Origin of the sequence: Granulicella rosea, assembly GCF_900188085.1 — a bacterium.
In the GTDB taxonomy this organism is placed as follows: domain Bacteria; phylum Acidobacteriota; class Terriglobia; order Terriglobales; family Acidobacteriaceae; genus Edaphobacter; species Edaphobacter rosea.
In genome coordinates, this window is record NZ_FZOU01000003.1 from 256,674 (window position 1) to 281,357 (window position 24,684).

Here is a 24,684-nt window from a genome sequence, read left to right on the forward strand (position 1 = left end):
TCGGCTCACACATGCCAGGCGGCTTTCAGGCTAAGATGGTCGGCGAAGATCTGAAGAGGATTGGTCCGACCATGAAACCCGTCTCCCGCCGCACCCTGCTGCAGTACGCCGGTCTCGTCGCCGCCGCGCAGCCGTTCGTGAGCCAGCCGCTGGCCTTGGCCTATCCCGATCAGCAGCCCATCGCCGCGACTCGCGCGGGCAAGGTGCTGGGCCGTGCGGACGCGGGCATCTTCGTCTTCCAGGGCATCCCCTACGGCGCGGATACCCGGACGACGCGCTTCAGGCCGCCGGTTCCACCCGCGCCGTGGAAGACCCCGCTGCAATGCACTGCCTGGCCGGCGCGCGCGCCGCAGCAGCAGGCGGATCGCGGCGCGCGCGTCTCCGGCGAGGCCGAAAAGCACTACCACCTGCCGCCCGATCTCGGACCGCAGAGAGAGGACTGCCTGCACGTCAACGTCTGGACGCCCGGCCTGCGCGACGGCAGGAAGCGGCCGGTGCTCTTCTACATCCACGGCGGCGCGTACAACAACGGCACGGTGAACGCGGAGCTCTACGACGGCGCGCGGCTGGCGCGGCGCGGGGACGTGGTTGTCGTCACGGTCAACCACCGTTTGAACGCCTTCGGCTACCTCTACCTCGGCGAATTGGCCGGACCGGAGTACAAGGACTCCGGCAACGTGGGCCAGCTCGACCTGGTGCTCGCGCTCCAGTGGGTGCGCGACAACATCGCGGAGTTCGGCGGCGATCCCGGCTCGGTCACGATCTTCGGTCAATCCGGCGGCGGCGCCAAGTGCGCCACACTGATGGCGATGCCCGCCGCGAAGGGTCTTTTCCACCGCGTGCTGACGATGTCGGGCCAGCAGGTCTGGGCCGCGCCGAAGCGGCTCGCGACGGAGCGGGCGAAGGCCGCGCTTGCCGCCATGGGCATCACCGGCGAGATCACCGCTGCGAAGCTCGACGCCCTGACCATGGAGCAGGTGCAGAAGGGCGCGCCCACCACCGGCGCATGGCTGCCCGTGATGGACGGCGGCGTGCTGCCGCGCGATCCCTTCGATCCGGACGCGCCGCCGCAGTCTTTATCCGTGCCGATGATCTTAGGCAATACAAAAGACGAGCTGCAGGGCGGCAACGCCTGGCGCATGGCTTCGCTTACGTGGGAGCAGCTTCCGGCGCAGCTCGGTCCGGCGCTGAAGGAGTTCATGGGGCCGTACACGCCGGAGGCCATCGTGAAGCGCTACCGCGAACTCTACCCGGCGTACCAGCCGGTCGACGTCTTCATCGCCGCCACGGCTGCGTTCCGGTCAGGGCCGGGGCAGGTGATCGAGGCCGAACGTCGCGCCGCGAATCCGGAGAGCGCGAAGCGGACATGGGTCTACCAGATGGACTACGGCTCGCCGACCGCCGACGGCCGCGCGCCGCACACGATCGACATTGCGTTTGTCTTCGACAACCTGAAGCTCTCGCCCGGAATGATCGGCGCGACGGAGGCGGACATCGCCGCTGCCCAGCCGCTTGCGACGTTGATGTCGACCATGCTGATCCGGTTTGCGAAGACCGGGGATCCGAATGGCGCAGGCATGCCGAAGTGGCCGACCTACGACCTGAAGGCGCGGAGCACGATGCTCTTCGATCGCGTCTCGAAGGTGCAGGACGACCCACGTGGGGAGGAACGGCGGATGGTGGCGGAGGCGCACTATCGCCAGCCGGGTACGGCTTAGGTCGCACCGCGGGAATGACAAAACAAAAGCCGCCACCCTTTCGGATGGCGGCTTTTTGTTTCGGCGGCAGGAGTTAGTTGGTGCCGGCCGGCTTGGGGTTGAGTTTGTCGAACTTCGCGATCTGGACCTTTTCGGCGAGGCCGATCTTCGAGAGCACCCAGATGCCGTAGTAGTTGATGTCGAACTCGTACCAGGCGAGGCCATGGCGCGCGCTGACCGGGTGGGCGTGGTGGTTGTTGTGCCAGCCCTCGCCGCCGGTCAGGAGCGCGACCCACCAGTTGTTGCGCGAGTCGTCGCGGGTCTCGAAGCGGCGCTGGCCCCACAGGTGGCTGGCCGAGTTGACGAGCCAGGTCGCGTGGAGGCCGATGGTGGTCCGGAGGAAGGTGCCCCACAGCACCATGCCGAGCGCGCCGACGACGCGGTGGCCGGGAGCGGCGATCGCCGCGCCGAGCGCAATCTGCAGCAGGCCCGTGACGACCAGCGGCAGGTAATGGAACTTCGAGAGCCAGACATGGCCCTTGTCGCGGGTCAGGTCGGGGGCGTAGCGGCCCAGCAGGGCGGTCTCGGAGTGCATGGCGCGGCCGGAGAGGATCCAGCCTGCGTGCGCCCACCAGCTACCGTCGTGCGGCGTGTGCGGATCGCCTTCGTGGTCCGAGTTCTGGTGGTGGACGCGGTGCGTCGCCACCCAGAAGATCGGTCCGCCCTCAAGCGCGAGGCAGCCGCAGGCGGTAATCAGGTACTCGACCCACTTCGGAGTCTTGTAGCCGCGGTGCGTCAGCAGGCGGTGGTAGCACATGCCGATGCCCACGTTGATGGCGAGGAAGTACATGACGAAGAAGACCGCCAGATTCGCCCACGAGAAGAAGAAGAACGCGGCGATGGCGCCCACATGGAACAGGCCCATGGCGATCGACGTAATCCAGTTGATGCGTCCCTGCTGGTGCTCGCGGCCCATGCGCAGGTCCTGCTTCACCTTGGCGGCTACGGCCTTGGCGGTCGCGCGCTCGGACATCGGAATCACCGGCGCCTTGGCGATGTGGTTGCTGCTGATGTCCTGGATCACACCTTCGTGCTCAGGCGCCCAGACGGTGTCTTCGTAGCTCTTTTTCGGAGCTTTGATCGCTTCGGATTCGGTGTTCAGCGTTGCTGGTGTCATGTCGTTCGATTCCTCTGGTGTTGCTATCGACAAAGCTATCAGGGGCTGCAGCGCGGCGTTGTAAGACTTTTGTAATGGCCCCTGACACATTGCATGCGCGAGCTTTGGTAGCTTAAGAAACAACAGGCAGAGCAACTTGCAGGTATCCTGACTCTGCGCATCACTCTGCATCGGGAGACGAGGGAATGACGTTGGATCACACAGCTTTGGGAACAGGCGGCCTGGCCGAGGACTTCAGCGATATCCGCCCGGTTGACGCGGTTTTGATGCCCTTCCGCCTTGCGCCGGTCTTCAGCAAACGCATCTGGGGCAAGCCGGATCTGAAGCCCTGGTATGCGTCCACGGGCACCGACGAACTCGTCGGAGAAGCGTGGCTCACCGGCCCGGACTGCATCGTCGAGACAGGGCCGTTTACCGGCCAGACGTTGGCTGCGGTGGCTGCACAACTGGGTACGGCGCTGCTCGGACCGGCCAGCCAGGGCGAGTTTCCGCTGCTCATCAAGATTCTTTTCCCGAACGATAAGCTCTCCGTGCAGGTGCATCCGAACGATGCGCAGGCGCAGGCCATGGGCGTGGCGCGGGGCAAGACCGAGTGCTGGTATGTGCTCGAGGCCGAGCCCGGCGCGACCGTCGCGCTGGGGCTGAAGCCAGGCGTCGATGTCGCCGCGCTCGGCGCCGCGGCCAAGGACAACACGATGGAGTCGCTCATCGAGCAGGTGCCGGTGAAGGTTGGCGATATGGTCTTCGTCGACGCCGGCACCGTGCATGCGATCGGGCCTGGCGTGGTGCTGCTGGAGACACAGCAGACCTGCGACGTCACCTATCGGCTGTACGACTACGGCCGCCCGCGCGAGCTGCATCTGGAGGCCGGTCTGGCCGTCACGAGCACCTCGACCAAAGCCGGTAAGATCGCGCCGGTCGCGATGCACGGCTTCACCCGCCTGATCGACCAGCAGTACTTCATCGTCGACCGCTTCGAGGGCGCCATGGCGCTCGATGCGGTCGGCGCATCCTGCCTCGTGAGTCTGAAGGGAACCGCAACGGTGACGGCGCATGGCGCCTCGGTGGAGATGCCGGCAGGGCAGGCGGTGATCGTTCCGGCTGGCCTGGAGGTCTCGGTTGCGGGCGAGGATATCGCCTTCGTGCGCTGCTCGGAGCCTGCGTAGAGCGGCGTGAGGGCAAAAAAGAGGCCGCTTGTCCGGAATGGACGAGCGGCCTCTTTCATGGCTGAAGATCGTTACGCGAGCACGGGTTCCTGCTCATTCTGCAGCTCGAACTCGCTCTGGTCCGGCTCGGTCTGGCGATCCGAACCCGTCCCGAAGAAGCCGACCGTGACGAGCACGATGATCATCGGTTCGAGCGGCTGGCGATAGTCCATGGAGGCGTGCGTCAGGTAGTACGGCAGCGGGAAGAGGATCAGCGCACAGAGATAGGGCACGAGCGAGCCCGGATTCTCCCGCCACCAGCGGCGGATGCCGCGCTGCAGCGCCCAGATCAGCACCAGGCAGAAAGGGACGTTGGGCAGGTCGAACGGCTCGTACTTCAGGTAGCTGGGGCTGAAGGACCAGAAGCCGGTCCAGAACCGCACCACGCGCCGCACCGTGGCGACGGCGAAGAATCCCGGGTGGTGCTTGACGAAGTCCACCGCCAGATCGTGCTTCGAGGCCATGTAGGCGATCTCGCCCATCTGCTCGTACTTCACCATCTCGGCCGGGTTGCTGGCCGGGTGCGCGAAGGCGGAGTTGGACTCGTGCGTGTCGCCGTTGTTGCCCGCGTAGAACTCCAGCCAGAAGCCGTCGCGCATGAAGAAGCTGGCGTGCATGACGCGCTGATTGCGGATCGTCCAGGGCGTGCATACCGCGATGAAGGCGAGCGAGGCGATCAGTCCCTTGGTGAACCACGCGCCGCCGACGCGCCAGACCTTGAAGAGCGCGATCAGCAGCAGCACCGGCAGCATGGAGACGATGGACGGGTTCGACAGCACGGCGACGCCATACAGCAGGCCGAACCCTGCCCACGCCAGGCGGCCGCGCAGATGAAGCCGCTGCGCCATCAGCAGGCAGCAGCTAAAGAGCAGCGCGGTGAGCGCGTAGTCCCACACCCGGTCGGCCGAGAAGTAGATGGAGAACGGATAGACGGCCCAGCCGAAGGCGGCGATGCGTCCCGCGCGCTCCGTGAGCGCATTGCGCGTCAGCAGATAAAGCGGCAGGCAGGTCAGAGCCGAGCAGATACTGTTAAAGCCCAGCACCGCGAACGCCGATTTAAGCGTGTAGAGACCGAGCAGTTTGAAGACGCCGGCCAGAAAGTAGGGGTAGAGCGGAGGAACCAGCGCGGTTGGGCCGGTGTTGGTCGGCAGGAACGGCGAGCTGAAGCCGTGGCCGAGGAAGATGCTGCGGGCGGTCCAGCCCATCTCCCAGCTCTCCCAGCCGAAGTCGTTGATGTTGATCGCCTGCGACGCCGCATCGTGGATCAGAAACGCAACCACGGCCAGCCGGAGAAAGATGGCCAGCAGGACGGTGCCGAGGAGAAACACCTTCAGGTCGGTGACGAGCAAAAACGTCTTCAGTGCCGCGAACGGTCTCATAGGCTGCGAGACCGGGACGCCGCGCATTGGATGCGCCTGAACTCTATTGCGCTGCTTCGTTTGGGTCAGAATGGCTACTTTTCCTTGCTGCTGTTCTTCCACTGAGTCTATCGTGAATCGGATTGAAGCTGCATAACATTTTCCGGTTACCTATGGTGGACCGCGCCATCTGGATTAAGATAAACGTACCTTGAAACTGCCGAGCGTTCTTCTCGTCCAAACAACAATGAGGCTGACTTCCCGGTCGATTGAAATGGGTTCCGAACCCTCTGAACTCCAGGAGCAGCTTTCATGACGACCCGCTTTCCCGGCGCCCGCAAGGTTCCGTATGTCTTTTGGATTCTTGCGCTTACGGCCATCGTGGCATGGAGCCTGGTTCCCGGATATGTGGTCGGCTGGGATCTCAACATCTATCGCGCGGCGATTGCGTCGATGCATGCCGGGCACGATCCGTACGCGGATGCGACGGCCGCCCAGCGGGCTTACTACGCCGATCTGCCGGCCCACGCGCACGATCCCATCCCCTACTGTTACGTGTATTCGCCGGTTACCTTGCCAGCGCTGCGCCTGATCGGAATGCTGCCGCCGCTGGTCAGCGGAACGCTCTTCTGGCTGATCTACGCTGCGGGAATTGCCGCTGCGATCTGGTTCGGTTTTCAGTGGACGGAGGGCCGCGAACGACGGGTCTTTGCGCTGCTGGCGCCGGTCGTGGTCTTCTTTCCCGGGCTGCTGGAACAGGACGCCTTCTTCAGCGGCAACATCGCCTACATCCTCTATGGGCTCGCGTTCGCGATGGCCTGGGTCGGTCTCCGCCGAGGGCAGTGGGGCTGGTTCTACGCGGCGGTGCTCGCCGCCTCCTGCGTCAAGGCGCCGCTGCTGAGCCTGGTGGCGATTCCGATCCTGTCGGCCCGGCGGCAGGTGCTGCCGGCTGTTCTGACGGGCGTCGCCGGGGTTGCGCTCTTCGCACTGCAGCCGCACATCTGGCCGGCTGCGTTTCACAACTATCTGGACGCGGTCGAGTTGCAGTTCAGCTTCAATCGCGACTTCAGCAGCAGCCCGGCGGGTCTGCTGGCGAATGCGTTTTTCCACCGCATTCCCTATCAGGTGACGAGCGGCGTCTCCTACCTGCTGTACGGCGGGGCGATCTTTGCGGCGATGTGGGTGCTGTCGCGGCGGTTTCTGGCGGGCGCGCTGACGCTCGCGCAGTGGATGCCGGTGCTGCTGCTGGGCACGATCCTGCTGAATCCCCGCATCATGGAATACGACGCGGCGCCGATTACACTGCCGATGGCGCTGGTGGCGTGGCGGCTGTGCGCGCGCAGCGGAACGTTCGGACGTACGATCGTCTGGATGGCGGTGTTCTTCGCCGCGATCAACGTCGCCGCCGTCTTCGACTGGAGGATTACCGAGGGTCTTACGCTTACGGGTCTGTTCGTCGGCGGCGCACGGGAACTCTTCACGCAGAGCAAGTTGGTGAGCGAAATCGAGCCTGTGGAGGCTGTCGCTTAGGACGGCCCTCTGGTGAGGGCTTCGACCTTTACTTCATACACTCGTAGTAGTCCATCCGGGCCGTCGCCTGCTCGGTCTTCGTCTCGCGGCAGAAGATCGGGAAGCGTCCCAGTCCCAGTCTTTCCAGGCGGAACTTCAGCGATACGGAGAGCACCTCCAGCCCGTACTTCACGCTGCGCGAGAAGTTGATCGAGGAGGCCTCCTCGAAGTACTTCGTCGGGCAGGAGATCTCGCCCAGCCGGTAGCCGAAGAAGATTGCCTGCGCGAGCATCTCGTTGTCGAAGGAGAAGTCGTCCGTGTTCTGGTGGAGCGGCAGCTTTTCGAGCACGTCGCGCGTGAAGGCGCGGTAGCCCGTGTGGTACTCCGACAGCTTGTAGTTGAGCAGGATGTTCTGGGTCAGGGTCAGGAAGCGGTTGGCGACATATTTATAGAGCGGCATGCCGCCCTTGCGCGCGCCGACGCCCAGGATGCGCGAGGCGAGCGCGACGTCGTAGACCCCGTAGGCGAGCATGCCGGCCATGGAAGTCACCAGTTCCGGCGAGTACTGGTAGTCCGGATGCACCATGATGACGATGTCGGCGCCGAGGCGCAGCGCCTCCGCGTAGCAGGTCTTCTGGTTGCGGCCATAGCCGAAGTTCGCCTTGTGGGCGAAGGTGTGGATGCCGAGCTCGCGGGCGATCCTGACGGTCTCGTCGCGGCTGTTGTCGTCGACCAGAATGACGGTGTCGACGATCTCGTGCGGCAGATGATCGTAGGTAAGCGAGAGGGTCTTGGCGGCGTTATAGGCCGGCATGACCACGGCGATGTTTTTTCCGTTCAACATAATAGAAGGTTTAGCTCTCTTCTTTCGGTGTCGATGTGTCGAGCCGTTCTGGTGGGTTAGACGACATCTTTCGAGCGAAGTTGCGGCCTCAGCGAGATACTGGGCATCGCCGCGACGGCAAGCAGCAAAAGATTGCCGATCAGGAAAAAGTAGTTGCAGAAGGCCTGCTTGCTGGTCGCCACGAAGATTAGCATGGCGAGCGCATAGCCCGCCGCAAAGGTGGCGAAGCGGTGCGGCCCCTTGCGTATGTACCAGAGGACAAAGGCGATGACGAAGAGCGGGCCGACCTTGAGCATCCACGGAAACGGCACGGCCATGCTCAGGGCGTCGTCGCGGAAGGGCTGCGCGAGGTGGAAGAGGACGATGTCGTGGACGAGCGCCTTCGCGTTCCAGAGCAGGAAAGGCAGGGCGGTGGCGAGGCCAACCAGCATCGCGTATCCCGCGAGCTTGCGGTAGGTTCGCCAGCCGAGCGGCGGCGCGAGGTAGCCCAGGAACGGCAGCGCGAGGAAGTTGTACTGCTTCGACCCCAGCAAAAGGCCGGCGGCGAGGGGCAGCCACCAGCGCTTGTGAACGGCGGCGTAGAGCGCGGCCGCGGCCAGCATCAGCACCAGCGGCTCGGTCCAGCCGCGGTCTTCGACGTAGTAGGTCAGCGGATTGAGCAGGAGAAACGCCGCCAGGCCGAGGCTGCGTCCGCCGGGATAGATCCCGTAAAGCAGCAGCGCCGCGGCGACGATCGCCAGCACGTAGCTGTAGCGGACATCGCCCAGCAAATAACCCGGCAGCGCCCAGGCAAGCGTCAGCGGAGGGTACTGAAAGCCGACCTGGACGCGTCCATCGACGACCATGCCGGGTCCATAGAACTTCTTCGTCAGCTCCGGGCTGTAGATGTTGGCCTGCGTCTGGCCGTAGGGATCGACGCCGTGGAGGAGGTTTCGGACTGCGTCGCGCTGGAAGGTGATGCAGTCGATCGTCTCCGGCGAGACCGAATGGATACAGTAGACGGCAAGGACGATGTGAAAGAGCGCAAGACCGGCGAGGATGCGCCACGAACCGCGCACCGGGAGTGCGATCGAAGGCCGCTCGACCTCCCGGAGGCTGACGATGGCTGCGGCTATGCCGATCGCCACAGCAGCCGCGACGAGCAGGCGCCCGGCCGTGGGTAGGTCGAGATCGTACTGGCCGAACATGCTGCCGAGCAGGATGGTGAGCGCGGCGAGCAGGAGCAGAGTCGAAGACGATAGGGGCCGGCCGGCGGCGGAGTGGTCAGTCAAAGAACCTCACGTGCGGATTACGGGACGAGCTCGGAGTCGTAGGCAGGGATCTCGAGCGGCGGCGCGGGGCGTGCGCGCTTCGGCATCTGCCAGGTGAAGAGGTTCGCGATGGAGTAGTTCCAGACCGAGCCGAGGATGATGCCGGCGATTCCGGCCATGTACCAGCGCGCGCCCGACTGCACCAGCGAGCGCGCCACCACCACATTGGCCCACGCGCCAAACGAACACGCCACCCAGAAGGAGAACAGACCCGTCACCATGCGAAGTCCGCGCAGGCTGCGGTCGCGCCAGGTGATCAGGTTGTTCAGAAAGAAGTTCTCGGTCATGGCGACGAAGGTGGCGGCGACCTGCGCGGACATGAAATGCCACTGGAAGTGGAACATCAGCAGCGCGACCAACGCGAGGTGGGTGGCGGCGCCGGCCGCTCCGACGAGTGAAAACGCGGCGAAGCGAATTGGGATGAGGAAGCCGGTCAGCTTGTCGATGATGAGGAAGAGGTACTCGACGCCGGTGTTCACGTCCAGCTTGCTGGTCCCGTGCTTGCGCGAGCGGAAGGTGTATCCCACCTCGGCGAAGCGTACGGGCCGCTCGGATGAGGCAAGCATGTCGACCAGGATCTTGAATCCGCCACCGTGAAGCTGGCGCACGACCTCGTTGAAGAAGCTGCGATTGAAGAGGAAGAAGCCGCTCATTGGGTCGCTGATGCGGCACTGGCAGACGGTATTGCTGATCTTCTGGCCCATGCGGCTGAGCATCACGCGCGCCTGGCCGAACTGGCCCATGCTGCCCCCCTCGGCGTTTCGCGTGCCGATAACGAGGTCGAGCGAGTCCTGGCGCAGCGTTTCGAGCATGCGCGGCAGGATGGTCTCGTCGTGCTGCATGTCGGCGTCCATGATGGCGACGTAGTTCGAGGTCGTGGCGAGGATGCCCTCGATGCAGGCGGAGGAGAGGCCGCGCCGTCCGATGCGGTGGATGAGCCGGATGCGGCAGTCGCGGCAGGCGTACTCGCGAATGACCTCGGCGGTCTCGTCGGGCGAGTCGTCGTCGACGAAGATGAGCTCCCAGTCGAGCCCGGTGAGCGCCTCTTCGATCCGTGCGACCAGCTCGGGGATGTTTCCACGTTCGTTATAGGTTGGAATGACGACCGCGAGATCGATGCGCGGGCAGTACGCGATCTCCGCATTCGAGGCTTCAAAACTCATCCGCAAAGCATTCCTTTCCGAAAACTCGTCGTTCAAAGGTGGTCCCCATCGGGGAAAAACGGTATGGGGCCAGAATTTTTACGGAAGGTAGCGCGAATCCTCTTCGGAAGGCTGTGTGCGGTTTATGGTCGATAGCATGTTCCAACGTCCTGCGGCAGGGCTTGACCGCCGCTGGAAATATAGACGCGCCAGTTTGCGAGACGAGCACCAGCCCTCAAATAAAAACCATCCTACGACGGATTGCCTCATTTGCGGCATGCAATTTGTGATGCGGGGAGGAATCTCCGGCGGCGACAGGGCGCCGTCCGCCGGAGTTGCCGGTAACTACCGGAGAAACGCGCTCAGCTCGCTGGCCGCGTTGCGCAGCGGCGCCAGGAAGTGCGTCTGCATGTCGTAGACCGGCATGCGTGGGGCGTTGCCGGAGAGGTTGACGGTCGCGACCACGCGTCCCGACGGCGCGTAGACCGGTACGGCCAGCGAGCGCAGCCCAACCTCCAGCTCCTGATCGACCAGCGCGTAGCCCAGCCGGCGGACGTTGCGCAGCGCCAGCCGCAGTTTTTCCACGCTTGTGATGGTGCGGGTGGTATGCGGAATCAGGTCGACGCGGGAGAGATATTGCTCCAACTGCTCGGTCGGAAGATACGCGAGGAGAACGCGTCCCATGCTGGTGCAGTAGGCCGGCAGCCGCGAGCCGATGTGCAGATCGACCGCCATCACCCGCGAGACCTGCGTGCGGGCGATGTAGACGATGTCGTCGCCGTCGAGCGTCGCGACCGAGAACGACTCGCGGAAGGTGGCGGACATGCGTTCCAGAATGGGCTGCGCGGAGGTGGAGAGCGAGCTGGAGGTGGTATAGGTGTGCGAGAGCGAGAGCATGCGCGGGCGCAGGCCGTAGCGCTGGCCGTCCTCTGCGCCGGCGAAGCCCAGCTTGGTGAGGGTGTAGAGGCAGCGGCGCACGGCCGCGCGCGAGAGGCCGGTCTTCACACTGAGCTGCGAGATCGTCATCTGCGGGTGCTGCTGGGTGAAGGCCTGGATGACGATGAGTCCGCGGGCGAGCGAGGTCATGAAGTTGGGGTCGCCGACATAAGCGTCGAGGGTCGAGGCCGGGGTGGGCTTGGCGACCGGCGGAGCGACGGGCAGCTCCTGTGGCGGGGTGGAGGCGGGACGGGCGAGTGCGGAAGGCATGGAGCGAATCTCCTGAATCAAATCTCCGGCGTGCGGCGGCTGGAGGGAATGGGCCTCAGGATCGACTGGGATCTGGCCATTTGACACGTACAGTGCGATAGACGAACTGATGTAACGATAAACGCACGAAGCGACCCAAGGCAAATCGAGGTCGGTTACCGGCCTGAAATCCGTAGAGCGTACTCTGCTTCTGTGCGGAAAACGGACGGCGTCGTATTTGTACACCCGCATTTGCCTCGGAGCTATCTAAACTAGGTGTGACGCAAGATCGCTGGCGCGGCTTCGGGCCGCGGCCTTTTGCAGGACAAAAGATTTCAGCCGTATTTCTAAGGAGATGGGAACGTATGCAGACCGCAACCACAGTGCTGCCCCTGGGCGAGCGTAAGGCCTGGAAGGCGCTTCAGAGCCACTTTGAGCAGATCTCCCCGAAGCACCTGAAGGACCTTTTTGCCGCCGACCCCACGCGCGGCGAGCGCTACACGGCCGAGGCCGCCGGCATCTTCCTCGACTACTCGAAGAACCGCGTGGACGACGAGACGCTGAAGCTGCTGGTCGAGCTGGCCGAGGAGTCGGGCGTGCGCGCGAAGATCGAGGCCATGTTCACCGGCGCGAAGATCAACATCACCGAGGGCCGCGCCGTGCTGCATGTCGCCCTGCGTGCGCCGAAGTCCGAGTCGATTCTGGTAGACGGCGAGGATGTCGTTCCCGCGGTTCACGAAGTGCTTGAAAAGATGGGCGGCTTCGCCGACAAGATCCGCTCGGGCGAGTGGAAGGGCTTCACTGGCAAGAAGATCAAGAACGTGGTCAACATCGGCATCGGCGGCTCGGACCTGGGTCCGGTGATGGCGTACGAGGCGCTGAAGCACTACTCGCAGCGCGACCTGACCTTCCGCTTCGTCTCGAACGTGGACGGCTCGGACTTCGCGGAGGCGGTCCACGATCTGAACGCCGACGAGACGGTCTTCCTCGTCGCCTCGAAGACCTTCACCACGCAGGAGACGATGACCAACGCGCACTCGGCGCGCGACTGGACGCTGGCCTCGCTGAAGGACGAGAAGGCGATTGCGAGCCACTTCGTCGCGATCTCGACCAACGCGCAGGCAGTCGGCAAGTTCGGCATCGACACGGCGAACATGTTCGGCTTCTGGGACTGGGTCGGCGGACGCTACTCCATGGACTCGGCCATTGGCCTTTCGACGATGATCGCCATCGGGCCGAAGAACTTCGAGTCGCTGCTGGCCGGATTCCACGAGATGGACGTCCACTTCCGCACCGCGCCGTTCGAAAAGAATCTGCCCGTGCTGATGGGCCTGCTCTCGGTCTGGTACACGGACTTCTTCGACGCTCAGACGGTCGCGATTCTGCCGTATGAGAACTACCTGAAGCGTTTCCCGGCCTATCTGCAGCAGTTGACGATGGAGTCGAACGGCAAGCACGTCACGCTGGACGGCACGCATGTGGACTATGAGACCGGTCCGGTCTACTGGGGCGAGCCCGGCACGAACGGTCAGCACAGCTTCTACCAGCTGATCCACCAGGGCACGCGGCTGATTCCGGCGGACTTCATCGGCTTCTACAAGACGCTGAATCCGCTGGGCCGCCACCACGACATGCTGATGGCGAACGTCTTCGCGCAGTCCGAGGCGCTGGCCTTCGGCAAGACCGCCGAGCAGGTGCGCGCCGAGGGTGTGGCCGAGGCGCTGGTCCCGCACAAGGTCTTCGAGGGCAACCGCCCGTCGAACACGATCCTGACCGAGGTTCTGACGCCGAATGTTCTGGGTAAGCTCGTCGCGCTGTACGAGCACGTCGTCTTCACCCAGGGCGCGGTTTGGAACATCGACTCGTTCGACCAGTGGGGCGTGGAGCTGGGCAAGGTGCTGGCGACGAAGATCCTTGGCGAGCTGGAGTCGGTGGAGGCTCCGGCTGGTGCGCATGACTCTTCGACCAATAGCCTGATTGCGAAGTATCGGGCGAATAAGTAGCTCTTCGCAGTGCAGAAGTGGCCGCGGGTCTTCGGACTCGCGGCCGTTTTGTTTGAGAGTTATGTGGCGATGGGAACAAACGCAGATCCTTCGACTACGCTTCGCTCCGCTCAGGATGACAGGCCTTTGTAATGATCTCAACCACCCAAAAAAATTGCTGTCAGCGTTGTTTGACCCGTCTAAAAGCCTGTCATCCTGAGCGCAGCGAAGGATCCGCGTGTCGCTGGAAGCACCCATAAACTACAGCAGCGCCAGAATCTCCGTGGGCTCCGGCCGCACGCGCGAGTCGGCGTGGGCCTCGGCGAAGGCGATGGTTCCATCCTGCCGGATGACGAAGACGGCGGGCAGAGGCAGGCGCCAGTCGGCCTCGCAGGCTGTGTCGTAGCTTCGGCCGGCGTTGTTGAAGGGGATGTTGACCAGGATCGAGCGGTAGTACGCGCGCGCATCGATCGGGACGCTGTACGCGATGCCGAACTGCTCGGCCAATGCGGCGCCGGGGTCGGAGAGCAGCGGAAAGGGCAGTTTGTGCTGCTGCACGGCGAAGTCGTTCTGCCGGCGCGTCTGCGGCGAGATGCCTACCAGCAGCGCGCCGCGTGCGCGCAGCTCGGGGTAGATATCGCGCCAGGTTTCCAGCTCCGTGACGCAGTACGGACACCAGCGGCCGCGGAAGAAGTTCACCACCAGCGGGCCCAGCGCGAGTAGGTCGGCCGAGCGGACGAGCTTGCCCGTGGCGCCGTCTTCAAGCGTGAACTCCGGGGCCAGCGCGCCGGCGCCAAGTATGCGGTCCTCGATACCGCTTTCAAAGAGCGCCGCAGTGGCCTGCTCGGAAAAGGCTAGCCGCTCGGGCTGTACAAGCGTTCGTGTGCGAGCCGTGATGGCGTCCAACTCGTCCTGCAAAGACATACCCCAGTTTACCAAGCCGTCCGGCCGCCGGATGGTTCGAAGCTGTGGGAGTCTGCATCCAAATAGGAGAGGTTAAGTGCCATGATTCGTGCATGTTCAAGCTGTGGGCAGAAAAATCGGATCGCGCCGGGGCATTTGGCGGACACTGGCCGCTGCGGCGCCTGCAAGGCGGAGCTTCCGCCGGTCGCGGAGCCGATCGCCGTCAGCGGCGCGGAGTTCGACGAGATCGTCGGCCAGGCGAAGGTGCCGGTACTGGTGGATTTCTGGGCCGCGTGGTGCGGCCCGTGTCGCGCCGCGGCGCCCGAGGTGGCGAAGACCGCGAAGGAGATGGCTGGCAAGGCCGTCGTCCTGAAGGTCGACACAGAGAAAGACCCGGCGCTCTCGGCGCGCTATCGCATTCAGGGCATCCCGAACTTCATGGTCTTCGCCGGCGGCAAGCCGGTGCGCCAGCAGGCCGGGCTGGTGGGTTCGGACGTGATGAGCGGCTGGCTGCGGGCGGCTTTGTAAATGCTTTCCTGACTGAGCGGACAAAACGCCTGTCATCCTGACACAACGCCCGTCATCCTGACACAACGCCTGTCATCCTGACACAACGCCCGTCATCCTGACACAACGCCTGTCATCCTGAGCGCAGCGAAGGACCTGCGTCTTGCTTGAAGCGACGAGGGCGCGCCTGGAGAGACGCAGGTCCTTCGCTGCGCTCAGGATGACAAGCCTTTTCAATCTTCTTAAACTCTATTGCCTAAGCCCTATTCCATGTATCACTGCGTGAGCTCGATCGAGACGATCTGGCTCGCGCTGTTGGCGTCTTCGCTTGGGGTATAGACGACGCTGGCCTTCGCGCCCTCGAAGTTTTTGCAGGGGTCGATGGCCGCGTGGCTGGCCGAGGTGAATGCGATCTTCGAGAGGTCGCTCGAGAATAGTTTGACGTTCCTGCCGGTCTCTTCGAGATTCAGGGTCAGTCCCGGACCGGCGCAGTGGACGTCGCGGAGAACGCCCTTCGCGTTGGCCGGCTCGGGTTCGGCGTTCAGGTCGACGGTGGCGGTCTTGCCGTCGGCGCTTAGCTCCACCTGGGTGTGCGCGGGGTGGCTCTCGGTCAGCGAGTTGTGCAGCCCTGTGATGCGCGCGGCATTTCGCGCCTCGGCCTCCGACTGGCCCTGCGCCGGAGCGACGGTGACCTGCTCCGACTCCACCGCGATCACCGGTCCGGGGCGCTCGGAGATCGAGGCGGTCAGGGCGCGGTCCGGCGTCTCTCCCATGGCCTTGTAGCGTTCGATGGAGTCGATACGGCCCTGCAGCATGGTCTTTTCGCCTGCGCCGTGCGCGATCTTGAGCGCTGTTTTGAGGACGTTCACGGCGTTGTCCGGCTGTTGGTCCTGCTGGAGCACGGCCGCCGCGTTCATCCGGTAGTGCATGTTCGCGGGATCGTTCTCGATCGCCCGGACGGTCAGCCGGTGCGCCTCGCCCAGATCCCGGCCGCGGCTCATGTAAAACATGGCGAGCGAGTCGTACGGCGGCGCGAAGGTGGGGTTGAGCTTAATGGCTTCGCGCAGGCTCGCTTCGACGGCTGCGTCGCGATCGTGGCCGCCGCCGCGCAGCGAAAGCATCGCGTACTGAAACTGGACCATATAGTTTTGCGAGCCAAGCTGCACGGCCTCGCCGTACCACTTCTGGGCGCCGTCGGGATCGTTCACGCGCAGACGCAGATTGCCCATCACCTCGTGCGCGGCGGCGCTCTTCGGGTCGTCGCGCAGAACGGCTTCGATCAGCGTCTCCGCCTCCTGCGTGCGTCGGGTGGAGACGAGCACGTCCGCGCGCACCGTGTCGGCCTCCGACTGGGAGGCGGGCCGCGCCTGCAGAGCGGAGTCGTCCAGCGCGAAGCCTGAGTTCATGCGGAACTCCGAGAAGGTCGCGCCGCTGATGTAGCCATTGAGAGACTGCTCCAGCTTCTTCAGATCGCCGAAGGCGTGCTGCGCGGCGACGACCGGATCCTCGTAGTTCTGCACCAGATGCATGTACTGCGTGAGCATGTGGGTGTTGTTTTTGCGATCGTTCACGATGAGGTAGTGGGTCAGCGCCCAGGACTCGGCGTAAAAGGCCGAGCCCTTCTGCTCCTCGTGGTAATAGGGCGAGTTGTGGTCGACGGCGAGCAGGGTAGCCAGCGGCAGCAGATGCTGCTCGCGCAGGTAGAGAATCTCGTTGACGCTCGCCTGGCCGAGCCGGACCTCCTTGTTCTCGATCTCCGTATTCTCGTAGAACTGGGCGAGCCCTTCGTTCAACCACAGCGGCAGAAAGCTGTCGGCCTTGCGCAGCATGTAGTGCGTGTACTCGTGGTACACGGTGGAAAAAGGGTGTTCGCCCTGATTGTCGAGCCGCATCAGGATGTAGTTTTTATCCGGCGTGCGCAGGAACATGCCGGCGAGGTCGAGCGCGCCCTTGGCGAGATAGGACTCCGGCTCGATGCTCTGGAAGGACTTCTTGTCCTTCAGGGCCAGCACGGTGATGGGCGGCTCGTTGTCGCTGGCGGCGCCCGGAAGCAGCGTGTGGAAGACGGAGCGCATGCGCTCGAACTGCCCGGCTACGCGCCGTCCGTCGTGCTCTCCGGCGTTGGTGTAGACGATGAAGTGCGGGCTGCGCACCTCGGTCCAGGGGGTGGGAGCTGCCGAGGCGAAGCTCGTCGCAAAGAACAGAAGGATGGCCGGGAGACGTCTTCGCATGATGTTGTGAGGTTAGCGAAAGATGCGTGGCGGGGAAAGCGAAATCGCAGCCGCTAAAATGGTCCATACGGAGCGTGATTCGATGAGCATTGCAACGACACGACGGGATCTGCTGGCGGACTCGCTGGCGTTGATGGCCGGGGGGATGGCGACGCGGTTGTTTGCGCAGGAGCTGCCTATGCTGGAGGCGGCATCCGCCGGCTCCTTCCGCGCGATGCTGGACGGCCCTTTGAAGACAGCGGCCGCGCGGAAGCTGGGCCTGAATCTGCGCAGCCATTCGCAGGGCGCGGACGCGGTGGCGAAGCAGATCGTCACCGGCGCCTTGATGGCCGATGTCTTTATCCCCATCACCGCCGGGCCGATGGAGACGGTGATGCACGCCGGCTTTGCCGAGACTGCCGTTCCGGTCGCTCGCACCGAGATGGTGATCGTGTACAGCCCGAAGAGCCGCTTCGCCGCGAAGCTGGACAAGGCCGCGAAGGGCGATGGCGCATGGTGGGAGATCCTGCAGGAGCCTGGCTTTCACCTCGTGCGTTCGAACCCGGCTGGCGATCCCGGCGGCCGCAACATCATCTTCGCGATGATGCTGGCGGCAAAGAAGTATGGACAGCCCGAGTTGGTGGATCGCGTGCTAGGCCCTACGTTGAACCCCGCGCAGATTCTTACCACCGGCAACAATCAGGACCGGCTCCAGTCCGGCGAGGTCGACGCCATGGCGACCTACAGGATGGGCGCGGTCGCGTCGAAGATGCCTTACATCGTGCTGCCAGCCGATGTGAATCTGAGTGGCGATCGCATCCACGAGGAGCATCCGGAGATACTGCTTGCGATCGACGGTAAGACCTTCCTGCCGGAGCCGCTGGTCTTCTATGCGGCTGCGCTCAGGAACGCCCCCAACCCCAAAGGGGCGAAGGCGTTCGTGGACTGGCTCCAGACGGCGGAGGCTCAGGCAATTTTGTTACAGAATGCGTTTGGGGCGCCGGGTGCGGCGCAACCGCTTCGCGCCTGACCAGGGAGCATGAGGAGTGGACCTGTTAGGGGCATGGCTTCAGCCATGCCGGTCCGGTCAGGCGACGGATTCGGCTTCAGCCGCTGGGGTACGATTCTTGTTCGAGCCGCCACAGAGCGAAAGGCGTACCTCAGCGGCTGAAGCCGCATTGGGTCGGGGAGAGATGGCACGGCTAAAGCCGTGCCCTGAACAAAGCCGCTACACCCTACGTCGCAAGAACATACCCTAAAACGCGAACTGCAGTGAGCTGGAGATCGTTCGCGGCGTGCCGAGGTGGGCGGTGTTGGCGCTGGCGTTTGTACCCGTGATATCGCCCGCGGCGATGGTCGAGTAGTACCGCGTATCGGTGATGTTGTTGCAGGTGAAGCGCAGCGTCGCCAGCCGGGTGAAGATGGCGTGCGAGTAGCGGAACCCGAAGTCGAAGGTGTTGTAGCCGGTCGTGGTGTGCAGGTTCTGGTCGTCCTGCGGCCGCTTGCCGACGAACTGCCAGTCGCCCGTGACGCTCAGGTTGGCGACATACGGAACGCGGAACTCGCTCAGCAGGTTCGACTTGTAGGCAGGGATGCCGACGAAGCGCTTGCCGTCGGTCGAGGGGACGTTGGTGTTGTTCAGCCGCGCGTTCAGCGCCGTGAAGCCGCCGTCGATCAGCAGGCGATGGAAGAGCGTGCCCTGGCCGGAGATCTCGGCGCCGAAGTTCACCTGCTGGCCCACGATGGCGTAAATGTTCTCGGTCGTGCTGCCGTTGTAGGCGATGGTGTCGGCGAAGGGGCGCTGCAGCCGGAAGAGCGCCGTGGTGATGGCCAGCGGATGGTTCTCGGTCTTGAAGCCGACCTCCCACTCCTTGCTGCGATAGGGCGAGAGCGACTGGTTAGCGTTGATCAGGTTCGTGCTGCCGGGAGCGATGTCGCCCTGCTGCAGGCTGCTGGCATAGGTGGCGTAGGCCGTGCTCCAACTGGTCGGCTTGTACATCACGCTGGCCGACGGGCTGATGCCTTGCTTGTTCGATCCGCTCAGCCGCGCGGTCGCGGAGTTGTTGTCGACGCCGATCCAGTCCTGGCTGGCCGAGAGGCGCACCAGGAAGCGGTTGCGGTAGGAGATCAGGTCGCCGAGGTTGAAACCCTGCTGATGAACCACTGCCGACTGGTAGAGTCCGCGATTCTGAGGCAGACCGGCCAGCGGAGCGGCGAAGAGCTTCGGCGCGTCGACGTTCGCCGTGCCCAGCAGAAGATTCGCGGCGAGATTCGCGGTATAGGAGTACTGGTTGAACCGGTAGCCCTCGCTGGCAAGTACGACGTCCTGCTTGATGCCGAACTTCTGGATGACGCCGGTGATGTAGCCGAGGTCGCTCTCCACGCCGAAGCGCGGCGCGAAGCCGCTGGCGAGGGACGAGCTGTAGTCGCCGGCGTTGTCGGTGATGGTGTTGACGGGCGTGTCGATGAAGCGGTCCAGCCGCTGCGCCAGGCCGCCTGCCATGGCGTGCCAGTTGGGCGAAAAGTCGTGCAGAACGCGTGCGCTGGTGGACTGCGTCGTCAGGTTCACGCCGGCGTAGACCTGACCGTAGCCCATGCGGGTCGGGTCGGGCGCGTTGGGCAGAATGTAGTCCGGCGCGGCGGCATTGGTCTTCGACGAAGGCCCGTAGCTGAACCAGCCCGGATAGCCGCGCTGCACGAGGTCGTAGACGCTGTAGTGCGCGTCGATGGTGGTGTGTTCGGTGGGACGGATGTCGAAGGCGAACTCAGCCAGGCGCCGGCGCAGGCGGCTGCCTTCGACGAACTGCGTGCCGTCGCCGAAGAGCAGGTTGGTGCGATAGCCGAAGATCTTGTGCGGGCCGAGGCGTCCGCCGGCGTCGCCGTAGATGGTGCCGACGGTCGAGCCGTCCTGTTCGAGGTAGAGGTTCGCCGTGCGCTCCTCGGTCGGCCGCTTGAGGACGAAGTCGAACATGCCGGAGGGGTTCGCCGGGCCGTACATGGCCGCGCCCAGGCCGTTCTCGACCTGCAACGCCTGGTACTGCTCCATCGGGTTGCCGCCGGTGATGGCCATGGCCATGCCGTCCATGCGGGTGTTCTGCGCGATGCTGCCCTGCACGCCGCGTGTCGCGGGCCGCAGGATTTCGGGCCCCTGCTGCTCGGTGAAGGAGACCAGCGGAAGGTACTTGATGGCGTCGCGCAGGCTCTTGACCTGGGTGTTGGCGATCTCTTCGGCGGGCATGACGGTGATGGTGTACGGCTGGTCGACCAGCGGAGCGTTGCCCATGACGCCGTGGTCGACGCTGCCGACGGCGTATCCGTCGGCAACCGCGCCGGCGGCCGTGCCGTTGACTGTAACGGAGGCGGTCGCGCCCGCGAGCGAAAGGGTGAGGTCTCGCGTCAGCGATCCGCCGGCGTGTAGGCTGAGGCCCGGGATCGAGACGGGGGCGAAGCGCGGCTTCTGAATTTCGAGCCGGTACACGCCCGGGGCGACGGAGACGAAGGTGTACTGGCCGGCGGAGTTCGTAATGGTCCGCAGCGTGAGGCCGGACTCCGTGTCGATCAGCGTGACGGCGGCGTCGGCGACGAATGCCTGGGACTGGTCACGGACAGTTCCGCTGAGCTGCGGCGCGGTCTGCGCGACGCTTGCGGCTGGAGACAGCAGAAGAGCGCAGAAGGGAAGCGACATCTGTAGAACAAAAGCGGGCCGGGAGACAGCGGTGGTGCGGGGCATCGGATTCCTTTTCAAGCAGGCTCTCAGGTCTCACGCACGCGGCGGAGACAGTTGCGGAGAGGGTGAACGAGGCAGGGCGAGACCGTGACAGGCCGATCTGCGCATCGGGAAAGTTGGGGTTCGCGTGCGAAGGAAATCGAAAAATATCGATTCTTCATAGCGACTTTATAAGTTTTCAAGGGGTGGGTCAACCGGCTGCGGGGCGGTCGGCCCGGCCTTCGGCTACTGCAGGATGGGCAGCGCCGGCTCGCTCTGGAAGTGGCTTTGAATCTTCGCCGCAGTCGCCTTGGTGACGACGGCGGTCAGCGCGTCGGGATTCTGTTCGGCCGCCTGCTTGATGCCGCGTACGCTGCCGAAGTGCTGGATGAGCCGCTGCCGGGTGCGTGCGCCGACGCCGGGGATGGCGTCCAGCTCGGACTCGCGGTCGCGGATCTGGCGGCGTTTGCGGTGGTAGGTGACGGCGAAGCGATGGGATTCGTCGCGGATCTTCTGGACGAGGTGCAGCACGGGCGAGCGGCGGTCGAGCACGACCGGCTCGTCTTCCTGCCCGTGGACGTAGATGATCTCTTCCTTCTTAGCGATGCTGGCGAGCGGCTGCAGCGTGACGCCAATCTCTTCGAGCGCCATGTAGGCCGCGTGAAGCTGGCCGAGTCCGCCGTCGATCAGGACGAGGCTCGGGAATGGCTTTTTGTCGTCGAGGAGCCGTTTGTAGCGGCGCTGGATGACCTCGCGCATGCTGGCGAAGTCGTCGTTGCCGGAGACGGTCTTGATCTGGAACTTGCGGTAGTCGGCCTTCTTCATCTCGCCGTTCTCCCAGACGACCATGCTGGCGACCGTCTCCGCGCCCTGGATGTGCGAGATGTCGAAGCACTCGATGCGGGTGGGCAGCTCGCCGAGCATCAGCGCGTCTTGTAGCGCCTGCTGGATGGCTTTTTGATTGGGCTGCAGCACGCGGAAGCGCTGGTCGTAGGACTGTTTGGCGTTCTGGCAGACGAGGTCGACCAGCGAACGCTTGTCGCCGCGCTGCGGGGCGGCCAGCTCGATGCGGTGCTTGGTGCGTTCACTGAGCAGGTCGGCCAGCACGGCGCGGTCGGGGAAGTCGACCGGCACAAGAATGCTGCGCGGGACGTAGGACTGGTCTAAGTAGAGCTGCTTCAGGAGCGCGCTGAAGAAGACGGCGGGGGAGAAGGCCTCGCCCAGCTCGGTGCCCATATCGGTCAAGGCGGCGCGCTGGATGGGCGCGCGGGCGTCGATGTTCTCCTGTTCGATCTGGGGCGCGGAATGATCGGGGCTGGGTTCGAGGGTTGAGATGGACGCCTCCTCGAGCGGCGGAGACGCAGGTCCTTCGCTGCGCTCAGGATGACAAACCTCCTCTTGCTCCGATTCCAATTCGTCGTTCAGCGACGTATTGAGGAACTCCGGCAGATCCTCCCAGAAGAAGTCGCGGCGGTCGACCATCTTGCCGCCGCGCATGTGGAAGAGGTTCACGGCGAGCATCTGGTTCTCGTAGTGGAAGCCGAAGACGTCGGCGTCCTCGTTGTCCGCGCTGGCCATGCGCTGCTTGTCCTGCATCTGGTGGACGGTGACGATCTGGTCGCGCAGCCGGGCGGCCAGCTCGAACTGCATGTCTTCGGCGGCCTGGGCCATGCGCTGGCTCAGCTTCTTTTCGAGCTCCTCCGTCCGGCCTTCGAGGAAGAGCTGGACGTCGCGGATGGTCTCGCGGTAAGCCTCGTTCGTGACGAGGTCCTGCACGCATGGGCCGAGGCAGCGCTTGATGTAGTACTGCAGACAGGCGCGCGGGTGGTAGCGGTTCAGGTCCACCTTGCAGCTTGGGATCAGGAAGGAGCGGTGGATCAGGTCGACCAGCCGGTAGGCCAGGTTGCCGGGGAAGAACGGACCGAAGTACGCCGAGCCGTCCTTGCGCAGCTTGCGCGTGACGAAGACCTTCGGGTGACGGTCGTGCAGGGTGAGCTTGATATAAGGATAGGTCTTGTCGTCCCGCAGCAGGATGTTGAAGCGCGGCTTGCGCTGCTTGATGAGGTTGTTCTCAAGCGCCAGCGCCTCGCGCTCGTTGTCGACGACGATGTACTCGACGTCGACCGCCTCACGCATGAGCGAGCCGGTCTTCGGATTCTGCCGCTGGTTCGCCTCCAGAAAGTAGCTGCGCACGCGCGAGCGCAGGTTCTTCGCCTTGCCCACGTAAATCACGACGCCCTCGGCGTTCTTGTAGAGGTAGCAGCCCGGCTTGGTGGGGAGCGTCCGGATTTTTTCGTAGAGATCCATGCGGGTTCTGGGGCGACGAGGCGTTCTCTTCAGTGTATGCGTCTTCGGGCCGGAAGATTTGACGCGCGAGCGGGAGAAAAGTTCCGGGTTCTGCGGGCGCCTGGGACGGTGCGAAATTGGCAAACCGTTGAACGTAAATGACTTATCGATTTGGCGCGGGGATTGCTATCTCTCCGATTGTTGTGATGTGTCATGCAAGATTTGTTGCCACAAAGGTTATGACCAAGGAGAAGCCATGAGATCGAATATGAGCGAAGTTGTCCGAACCGACCGGATGCGTATGATGTTGGCTGCTGCCGCAACCTCCGCCCTGCTTGCCTGTGTCACGGTGACGGGCTGCTCGTCGAAGAACTACGTGCGTGCGCAGACGGCGCCGCTGATCCAGCAGACCAATGAACTGGACGCGAAGACGGCGGCCGACCACCGCAATATTCTGGATACGGATGATCGTGCGCAGCGCGGCATCGCCAATGCGCAGAACGCGGCGAATACGGCGGATCAGCATGCCCTTGCGGCTGGCCAGTCGGCCGACGCGGCGGGGAAGAACGCGCAGGAGGCCTACAACCGCGTGGACTCGCTCAGCGGTGTGGTCGCCAATCTGGACAACTACAAGTCGCTCGCGGACACCAGCGTAACCTTCGGCTTCGACAAAGCGGTGCTGACGGCCGCGGACAAGAAGCAGCTCGACTCGCTGGCCGACCAGTTGGCTTCGACGCAGCACTATATTCTGCAGGTGACGGGCGGTACGGACTCAGTCGGCGATGCGGAGTATAACTATCGCCTGAGCCAGCGTCGCGCGGACGCGGTTGTGACCTATCTGTCCGCGAAGTACAACGTTCCGCCGCACAAGTTCTACCTTGTGGGGATAGGCAAGGATGTACAGGTAGCGTCTGATAAGACTGCAGCCGGACGAGCGAAGAATCGCCGCGTGGAGATTCAGCTGCTTTCGAATATGACGGGTTCTTAGGATTTTTCGAGCGTCTTGCTCTCAAGCTTTCGGCGGATTCGCCGATAGGTTCTGCAACACCCTTCTGCTTCAAAGATTCACCCTGCACGACCACTCTTACCTCAAGCGATCCGCCGGCGTGCTGCCGGCGGAGACGCTCCTACCACCCGGCGGCGGGGCAGCATGTGCAATGCCCTGCCAGCCGCCTTTTTATTTAAGGTCCTCTGTTGTTATAGATTTAGCGCTTCTTCTTGCGTATTTTCCCACGAGTCTTGGCCAGCCTGAGCTGTAAACGCAGTAAGCGAAGTCGTTCTGGGTGGCCCGGCGGGTAATGGGGATAGTTAGAAAACGGCCAGTCAATGTCTTTTGACATCTGCAGGTCCTCCGAATTCAATCCTCGCTCTTGTGCCAGCAAAGTCAATGGCTCACGCACGGAAAAATTGGATTCACAGGAAGGGCGACGGAGCACAGTCGCTAATACTTCAGCTTCTTATAGACCAGAGCCATAATCGCCGACGCCAGCGCCACCCATGCAAACTGGTACCAGTAGAAGAACGGAAAGCCCATGAGCACGGGCGTATTGCGGGCGTAGAGCGCGGGGAAGCACAGGCCGAGGTAGGGCAGGATCAGCAGCAGCTTCCAGCGGGTTCTCGTGGCGGATGTGGGCTCGGTGGGCATGTTGTTGGTCAGAATACA

General features: G+C 63.8%; 18 protein-coding genes. 7 read left to right on the top strand and 11 right to left on the bottom strand.

All coding sequences use genetic code 11. The features are described from left to right. Window positions 1-71 precede the first annotated feature (71 nt). Entirely contained in the window at window positions 72-1,718 is a 1,647-nt protein-coding gene (locus tag CHB87_RS10450) for a carboxylesterase/lipase family protein (protein ID WP_089408647.1), read from the top strand. 73 nt (window positions 1,719-1,791) lie between these two features. On the opposite strand, the gene CHB87_RS10455 is transcribed toward CHB87_RS10450, so the two are convergent. Next, window positions 1,792-2,730: an acyl-CoA desaturase gene (locus CHB87_RS10455; protein ID WP_176441712.1), complete on the bottom strand. Its 939-nt coding sequence runs from the start codon at window positions 2,728-2,730 to the stop codon at window positions 1,792-1,794. Window positions 2,731-3,059: 329 nt separating this feature from the next. Between CHB87_RS10455 and CHB87_RS10460 the strand changes: the two genes are divergently transcribed. Beyond that, window positions 3,060-4,040 carry a type I phosphomannose isomerase catalytic subunit gene (locus CHB87_RS10460; RefSeq protein ID WP_142988299.1) on the top strand — a complete coding sequence of 327 codons (981 nt, stop codon included), beginning with the start codon at window positions 3,060-3,062 and terminating at the stop codon, window positions 4,038-4,040. A gap of 71 nt (window positions 4,041-4,111) precedes the next feature. Here CHB87_RS10460 and CHB87_RS10465 read toward each other — a convergent pair whose 3' ends face one another. Continuing rightward, entirely contained in the window at window positions 4,112-5,458 is a 1,347-nt protein-coding gene (locus CHB87_RS10465; protein ID WP_176441693.1) for an ArnT family glycosyltransferase, read from the bottom strand. 291 nt (window positions 5,459-5,749) lie between these two features. Between CHB87_RS10465 and CHB87_RS10470 the strand changes: the two genes are divergently transcribed. Continuing rightward, window positions 5,750-6,967 carry a hypothetical protein gene (locus CHB87_RS10470; protein ID WP_089408377.1) on the top strand — a complete coding sequence of 406 codons (1,218 nt, stop codon included), beginning with the start codon at window positions 5,750-5,752 and terminating at the stop codon, window positions 6,965-6,967. Window positions 6,968-6,995: 28 nt separating this feature from the next. Here the strand turns inward: CHB87_RS10470 and CHB87_RS10475 are convergent, their stop codons facing one another. From CHB87_RS10475 to CHB87_RS10490, 4 genes are all read right to left on the bottom strand, one after another. Then, the gene (locus tag CHB87_RS10475) at window positions 6,996-7,790 is read right to left on the bottom strand and encodes a glycosyltransferase family 2 protein (RefSeq protein ID WP_089408378.1); all 795 of its coding nucleotides are present in this window, start codon (window positions 7,788-7,790) and stop codon (window positions 6,996-6,998) included. A gap of 56 nt (window positions 7,791-7,846) precedes the next feature. Beyond that, on the bottom strand, window positions 7,847-9,061 hold the full coding sequence (locus CHB87_RS10480; RefSeq protein WP_089408379.1) for a hypothetical protein: 1,215 nt from the start codon (window positions 9,059-9,061) through the stop codon (window positions 7,847-7,849). A gap of 17 nt (window positions 9,062-9,078) precedes the next feature. Further along, a complete protein-coding gene (locus CHB87_RS10485; protein WP_089408380.1) occupies window positions 9,079-10,263 on the bottom strand; it encodes a glycosyltransferase family 2 protein in 1,185 nt (394 codons plus the stop codon). 324 nt (window positions 10,264-10,587) lie between these two features. Continuing rightward, entirely contained in the window at window positions 10,588-11,448 is an 861-nt protein-coding gene (locus CHB87_RS10490; RefSeq protein WP_089408649.1) for an IclR family transcriptional regulator domain-containing protein, read from the bottom strand. Between the two features lie 344 nt (window positions 11,449-11,792). On the opposite strand from CHB87_RS10490, the gene pgi reads away from it, so the two are divergent. Then, on the top strand, window positions 11,793-13,430 hold the full coding sequence (pgi, locus tag CHB87_RS10495) for a glucose-6-phosphate isomerase (protein ID WP_089408381.1): 1,638 nt from the start codon (window positions 11,793-11,795) through the stop codon (window positions 13,428-13,430). A 240-nt stretch (window positions 13,431-13,670) separates the two neighbouring features. Here pgi and CHB87_RS10500 read toward each other — a convergent pair whose 3' ends face one another. Then, window positions 13,671-14,333, bottom strand: a complete 663-nt coding sequence (locus tag CHB87_RS10500) for a peroxiredoxin-like family protein (RefSeq protein WP_089408382.1) — start codon at window positions 14,331-14,333, stop codon at window positions 13,671-13,673. A gap of 81 nt (window positions 14,334-14,414) precedes the next feature. Between CHB87_RS10500 and CHB87_RS10505 the strand changes: the two genes are divergently transcribed. After that, a complete protein-coding gene (locus tag CHB87_RS10505) occupies window positions 14,415-14,840 on the top strand; it encodes a thioredoxin family protein (RefSeq protein ID WP_089408383.1) in 426 nt (141 codons plus the stop codon). 254 nt (window positions 14,841-15,094) lie between these two features. On the opposite strand, the gene CHB87_RS10510 is transcribed toward CHB87_RS10505, so the two are convergent. Beyond that, complete coding sequence (locus CHB87_RS10510; RefSeq protein ID WP_089408384.1) at window positions 15,095-17,050, bottom strand: DUF1570 domain-containing protein; 1,956 nt, start codon at window positions 17,048-17,050, stop codon at window positions 15,095-15,097. Between the two features lie 82 nt (window positions 17,051-17,132). Here CHB87_RS10510 and CHB87_RS10515 point away from each other — a divergent pair, with 82 nt between their 5' ends. Next, the gene (locus CHB87_RS10515) at window positions 17,133-18,059 is read left to right on the top strand and encodes an extracellular solute-binding protein (protein WP_176441694.1); all 927 of its coding nucleotides are present in this window, start codon (window positions 17,133-17,135) and stop codon (window positions 18,057-18,059) included. Between the two features lie 225 nt (window positions 18,060-18,284). Here CHB87_RS10515 and CHB87_RS10520 read toward each other — a convergent pair whose 3' ends face one another. Together CHB87_RS10520 and uvrC are read right to left on the bottom strand one after the other, a co-directional pair. Then, a complete protein-coding gene (locus CHB87_RS10520) occupies window positions 18,285-20,759 on the bottom strand; it encodes a TonB-dependent receptor (protein ID WP_245817930.1) in 2,475 nt (824 codons plus the stop codon). Between the two features lie 222 nt (window positions 20,760-20,981). Then, a complete protein-coding gene (gene uvrC / locus CHB87_RS10525) occupies window positions 20,982-23,042 on the bottom strand; it encodes an excinuclease ABC subunit UvrC (protein WP_089408386.1) in 2,061 nt (686 codons plus the stop codon). A gap of 247 nt (window positions 23,043-23,289) precedes the next feature. Here uvrC and CHB87_RS10530 point away from each other — a divergent pair, with 247 nt between their 5' ends. Next, window positions 23,290-24,009 carry an OmpA family protein gene (locus tag CHB87_RS10530; protein WP_089408387.1) on the top strand — a complete coding sequence of 240 codons (720 nt, stop codon included), beginning with the start codon at window positions 23,290-23,292 and terminating at the stop codon, window positions 24,007-24,009. Window positions 24,010-24,462: 453 nt separating this feature from the next. Here CHB87_RS10530 and CHB87_RS10535 read toward each other — a convergent pair whose 3' ends face one another. Then, entirely contained in the window at window positions 24,463-24,666 is a 204-nt protein-coding gene (locus CHB87_RS10535; protein WP_089408388.1) for a DUF3311 domain-containing protein, read from the bottom strand. Between the last annotated feature and the right edge of the window lie 18 nt (window positions 24,667-24,684).

Coding starts and splice junctions, on each gene's coding strand:
- CHB87_RS10475 (WP_089408378.1), bottom strand. CDS start 7,790: ATGTTGAACGGAAAAAACATCGCCGTGGTCATGCCGGCCTATAACGCC.
- CHB87_RS10530 (WP_089408387.1), top strand. CDS start 23,290: ATGAGCGAAGTTGTCCGAACCGACCGGATGCGTATGATGTTGGCTGCT.
- CHB87_RS10455 (WP_176441712.1), bottom strand. CDS start 2,730: ATGTCCGAGCGCGCGACCGCCAAGGCCGTAGCCGCCAAGGTGAAGCAG.
- CHB87_RS10535 (WP_089408388.1), bottom strand. CDS start 24,666: ATGCCCACCGAGCCCACATCCGCCACGAGAACCCGCTGGAAGCTGCTG.
- CHB87_RS10490 (WP_089408649.1), bottom strand. CDS start 11,448: ATGCCTTCCGCACTCGCCCGTCCCGCCTCCACCCCGCCACAGGAGCTG.
- CHB87_RS10505 (WP_089408383.1), top strand. CDS start 14,415: ATGATTCGTGCATGTTCAAGCTGTGGGCAGAAAAATCGGATCGCGCCG.
- CHB87_RS10520 (WP_245817930.1), bottom strand. CDS start 20,759: ATGCCCCGCACCACCGCTGTCTCCCGGCCCGCTTTTGTTCTACAGATG.
- CHB87_RS10510 (WP_089408384.1), bottom strand. CDS start 17,050: ATGCGAAGACGTCTCCCGGCCATCCTTCTGTTCTTTGCGACGAGCTTC.
- CHB87_RS10470 (WP_089408377.1), top strand. CDS start 5,750: ATGACGACCCGCTTTCCCGGCGCCCGCAAGGTTCCGTATGTCTTTTGG.
- CHB87_RS10450 (WP_089408647.1), top strand. CDS start 72: ATGAAACCCGTCTCCCGCCGCACCCTGCTGCAGTACGCCGGTCTCGTC.
- CHB87_RS10500 (WP_089408382.1), bottom strand. CDS start 14,333: ATGTCTTTGCAGGACGAGTTGGACGCCATCACGGCTCGCACACGAACG.
- CHB87_RS10485 (WP_089408380.1), bottom strand. CDS start 10,263: ATGAGTTTTGAAGCCTCGAATGCGGAGATCGCGTACTGCCCGCGCATC.
- uvrC (WP_089408386.1), bottom strand. CDS start 23,042: ATGGATCTCTACGAAAAAATCCGGACGCTCCCCACCAAGCCGGGCTGC.
- pgi (WP_089408381.1), top strand. CDS start 11,793: ATGCAGACCGCAACCACAGTGCTGCCCCTGGGCGAGCGTAAGGCCTGG.
- CHB87_RS10515 (WP_176441694.1), top strand. CDS start 17,133: ATGAGCATTGCAACGACACGACGGGATCTGCTGGCGGACTCGCTGGCG.
- CHB87_RS10460 (WP_142988299.1), top strand. CDS start 3,060: ATGACGTTGGATCACACAGCTTTGGGAACAGGCGGCCTGGCCGAGGAC.
- CHB87_RS10465 (WP_176441693.1), bottom strand. CDS start 5,458: ATGAGACCGTTCGCGGCACTGAAGACGTTTTTGCTCGTCACCGACCTG.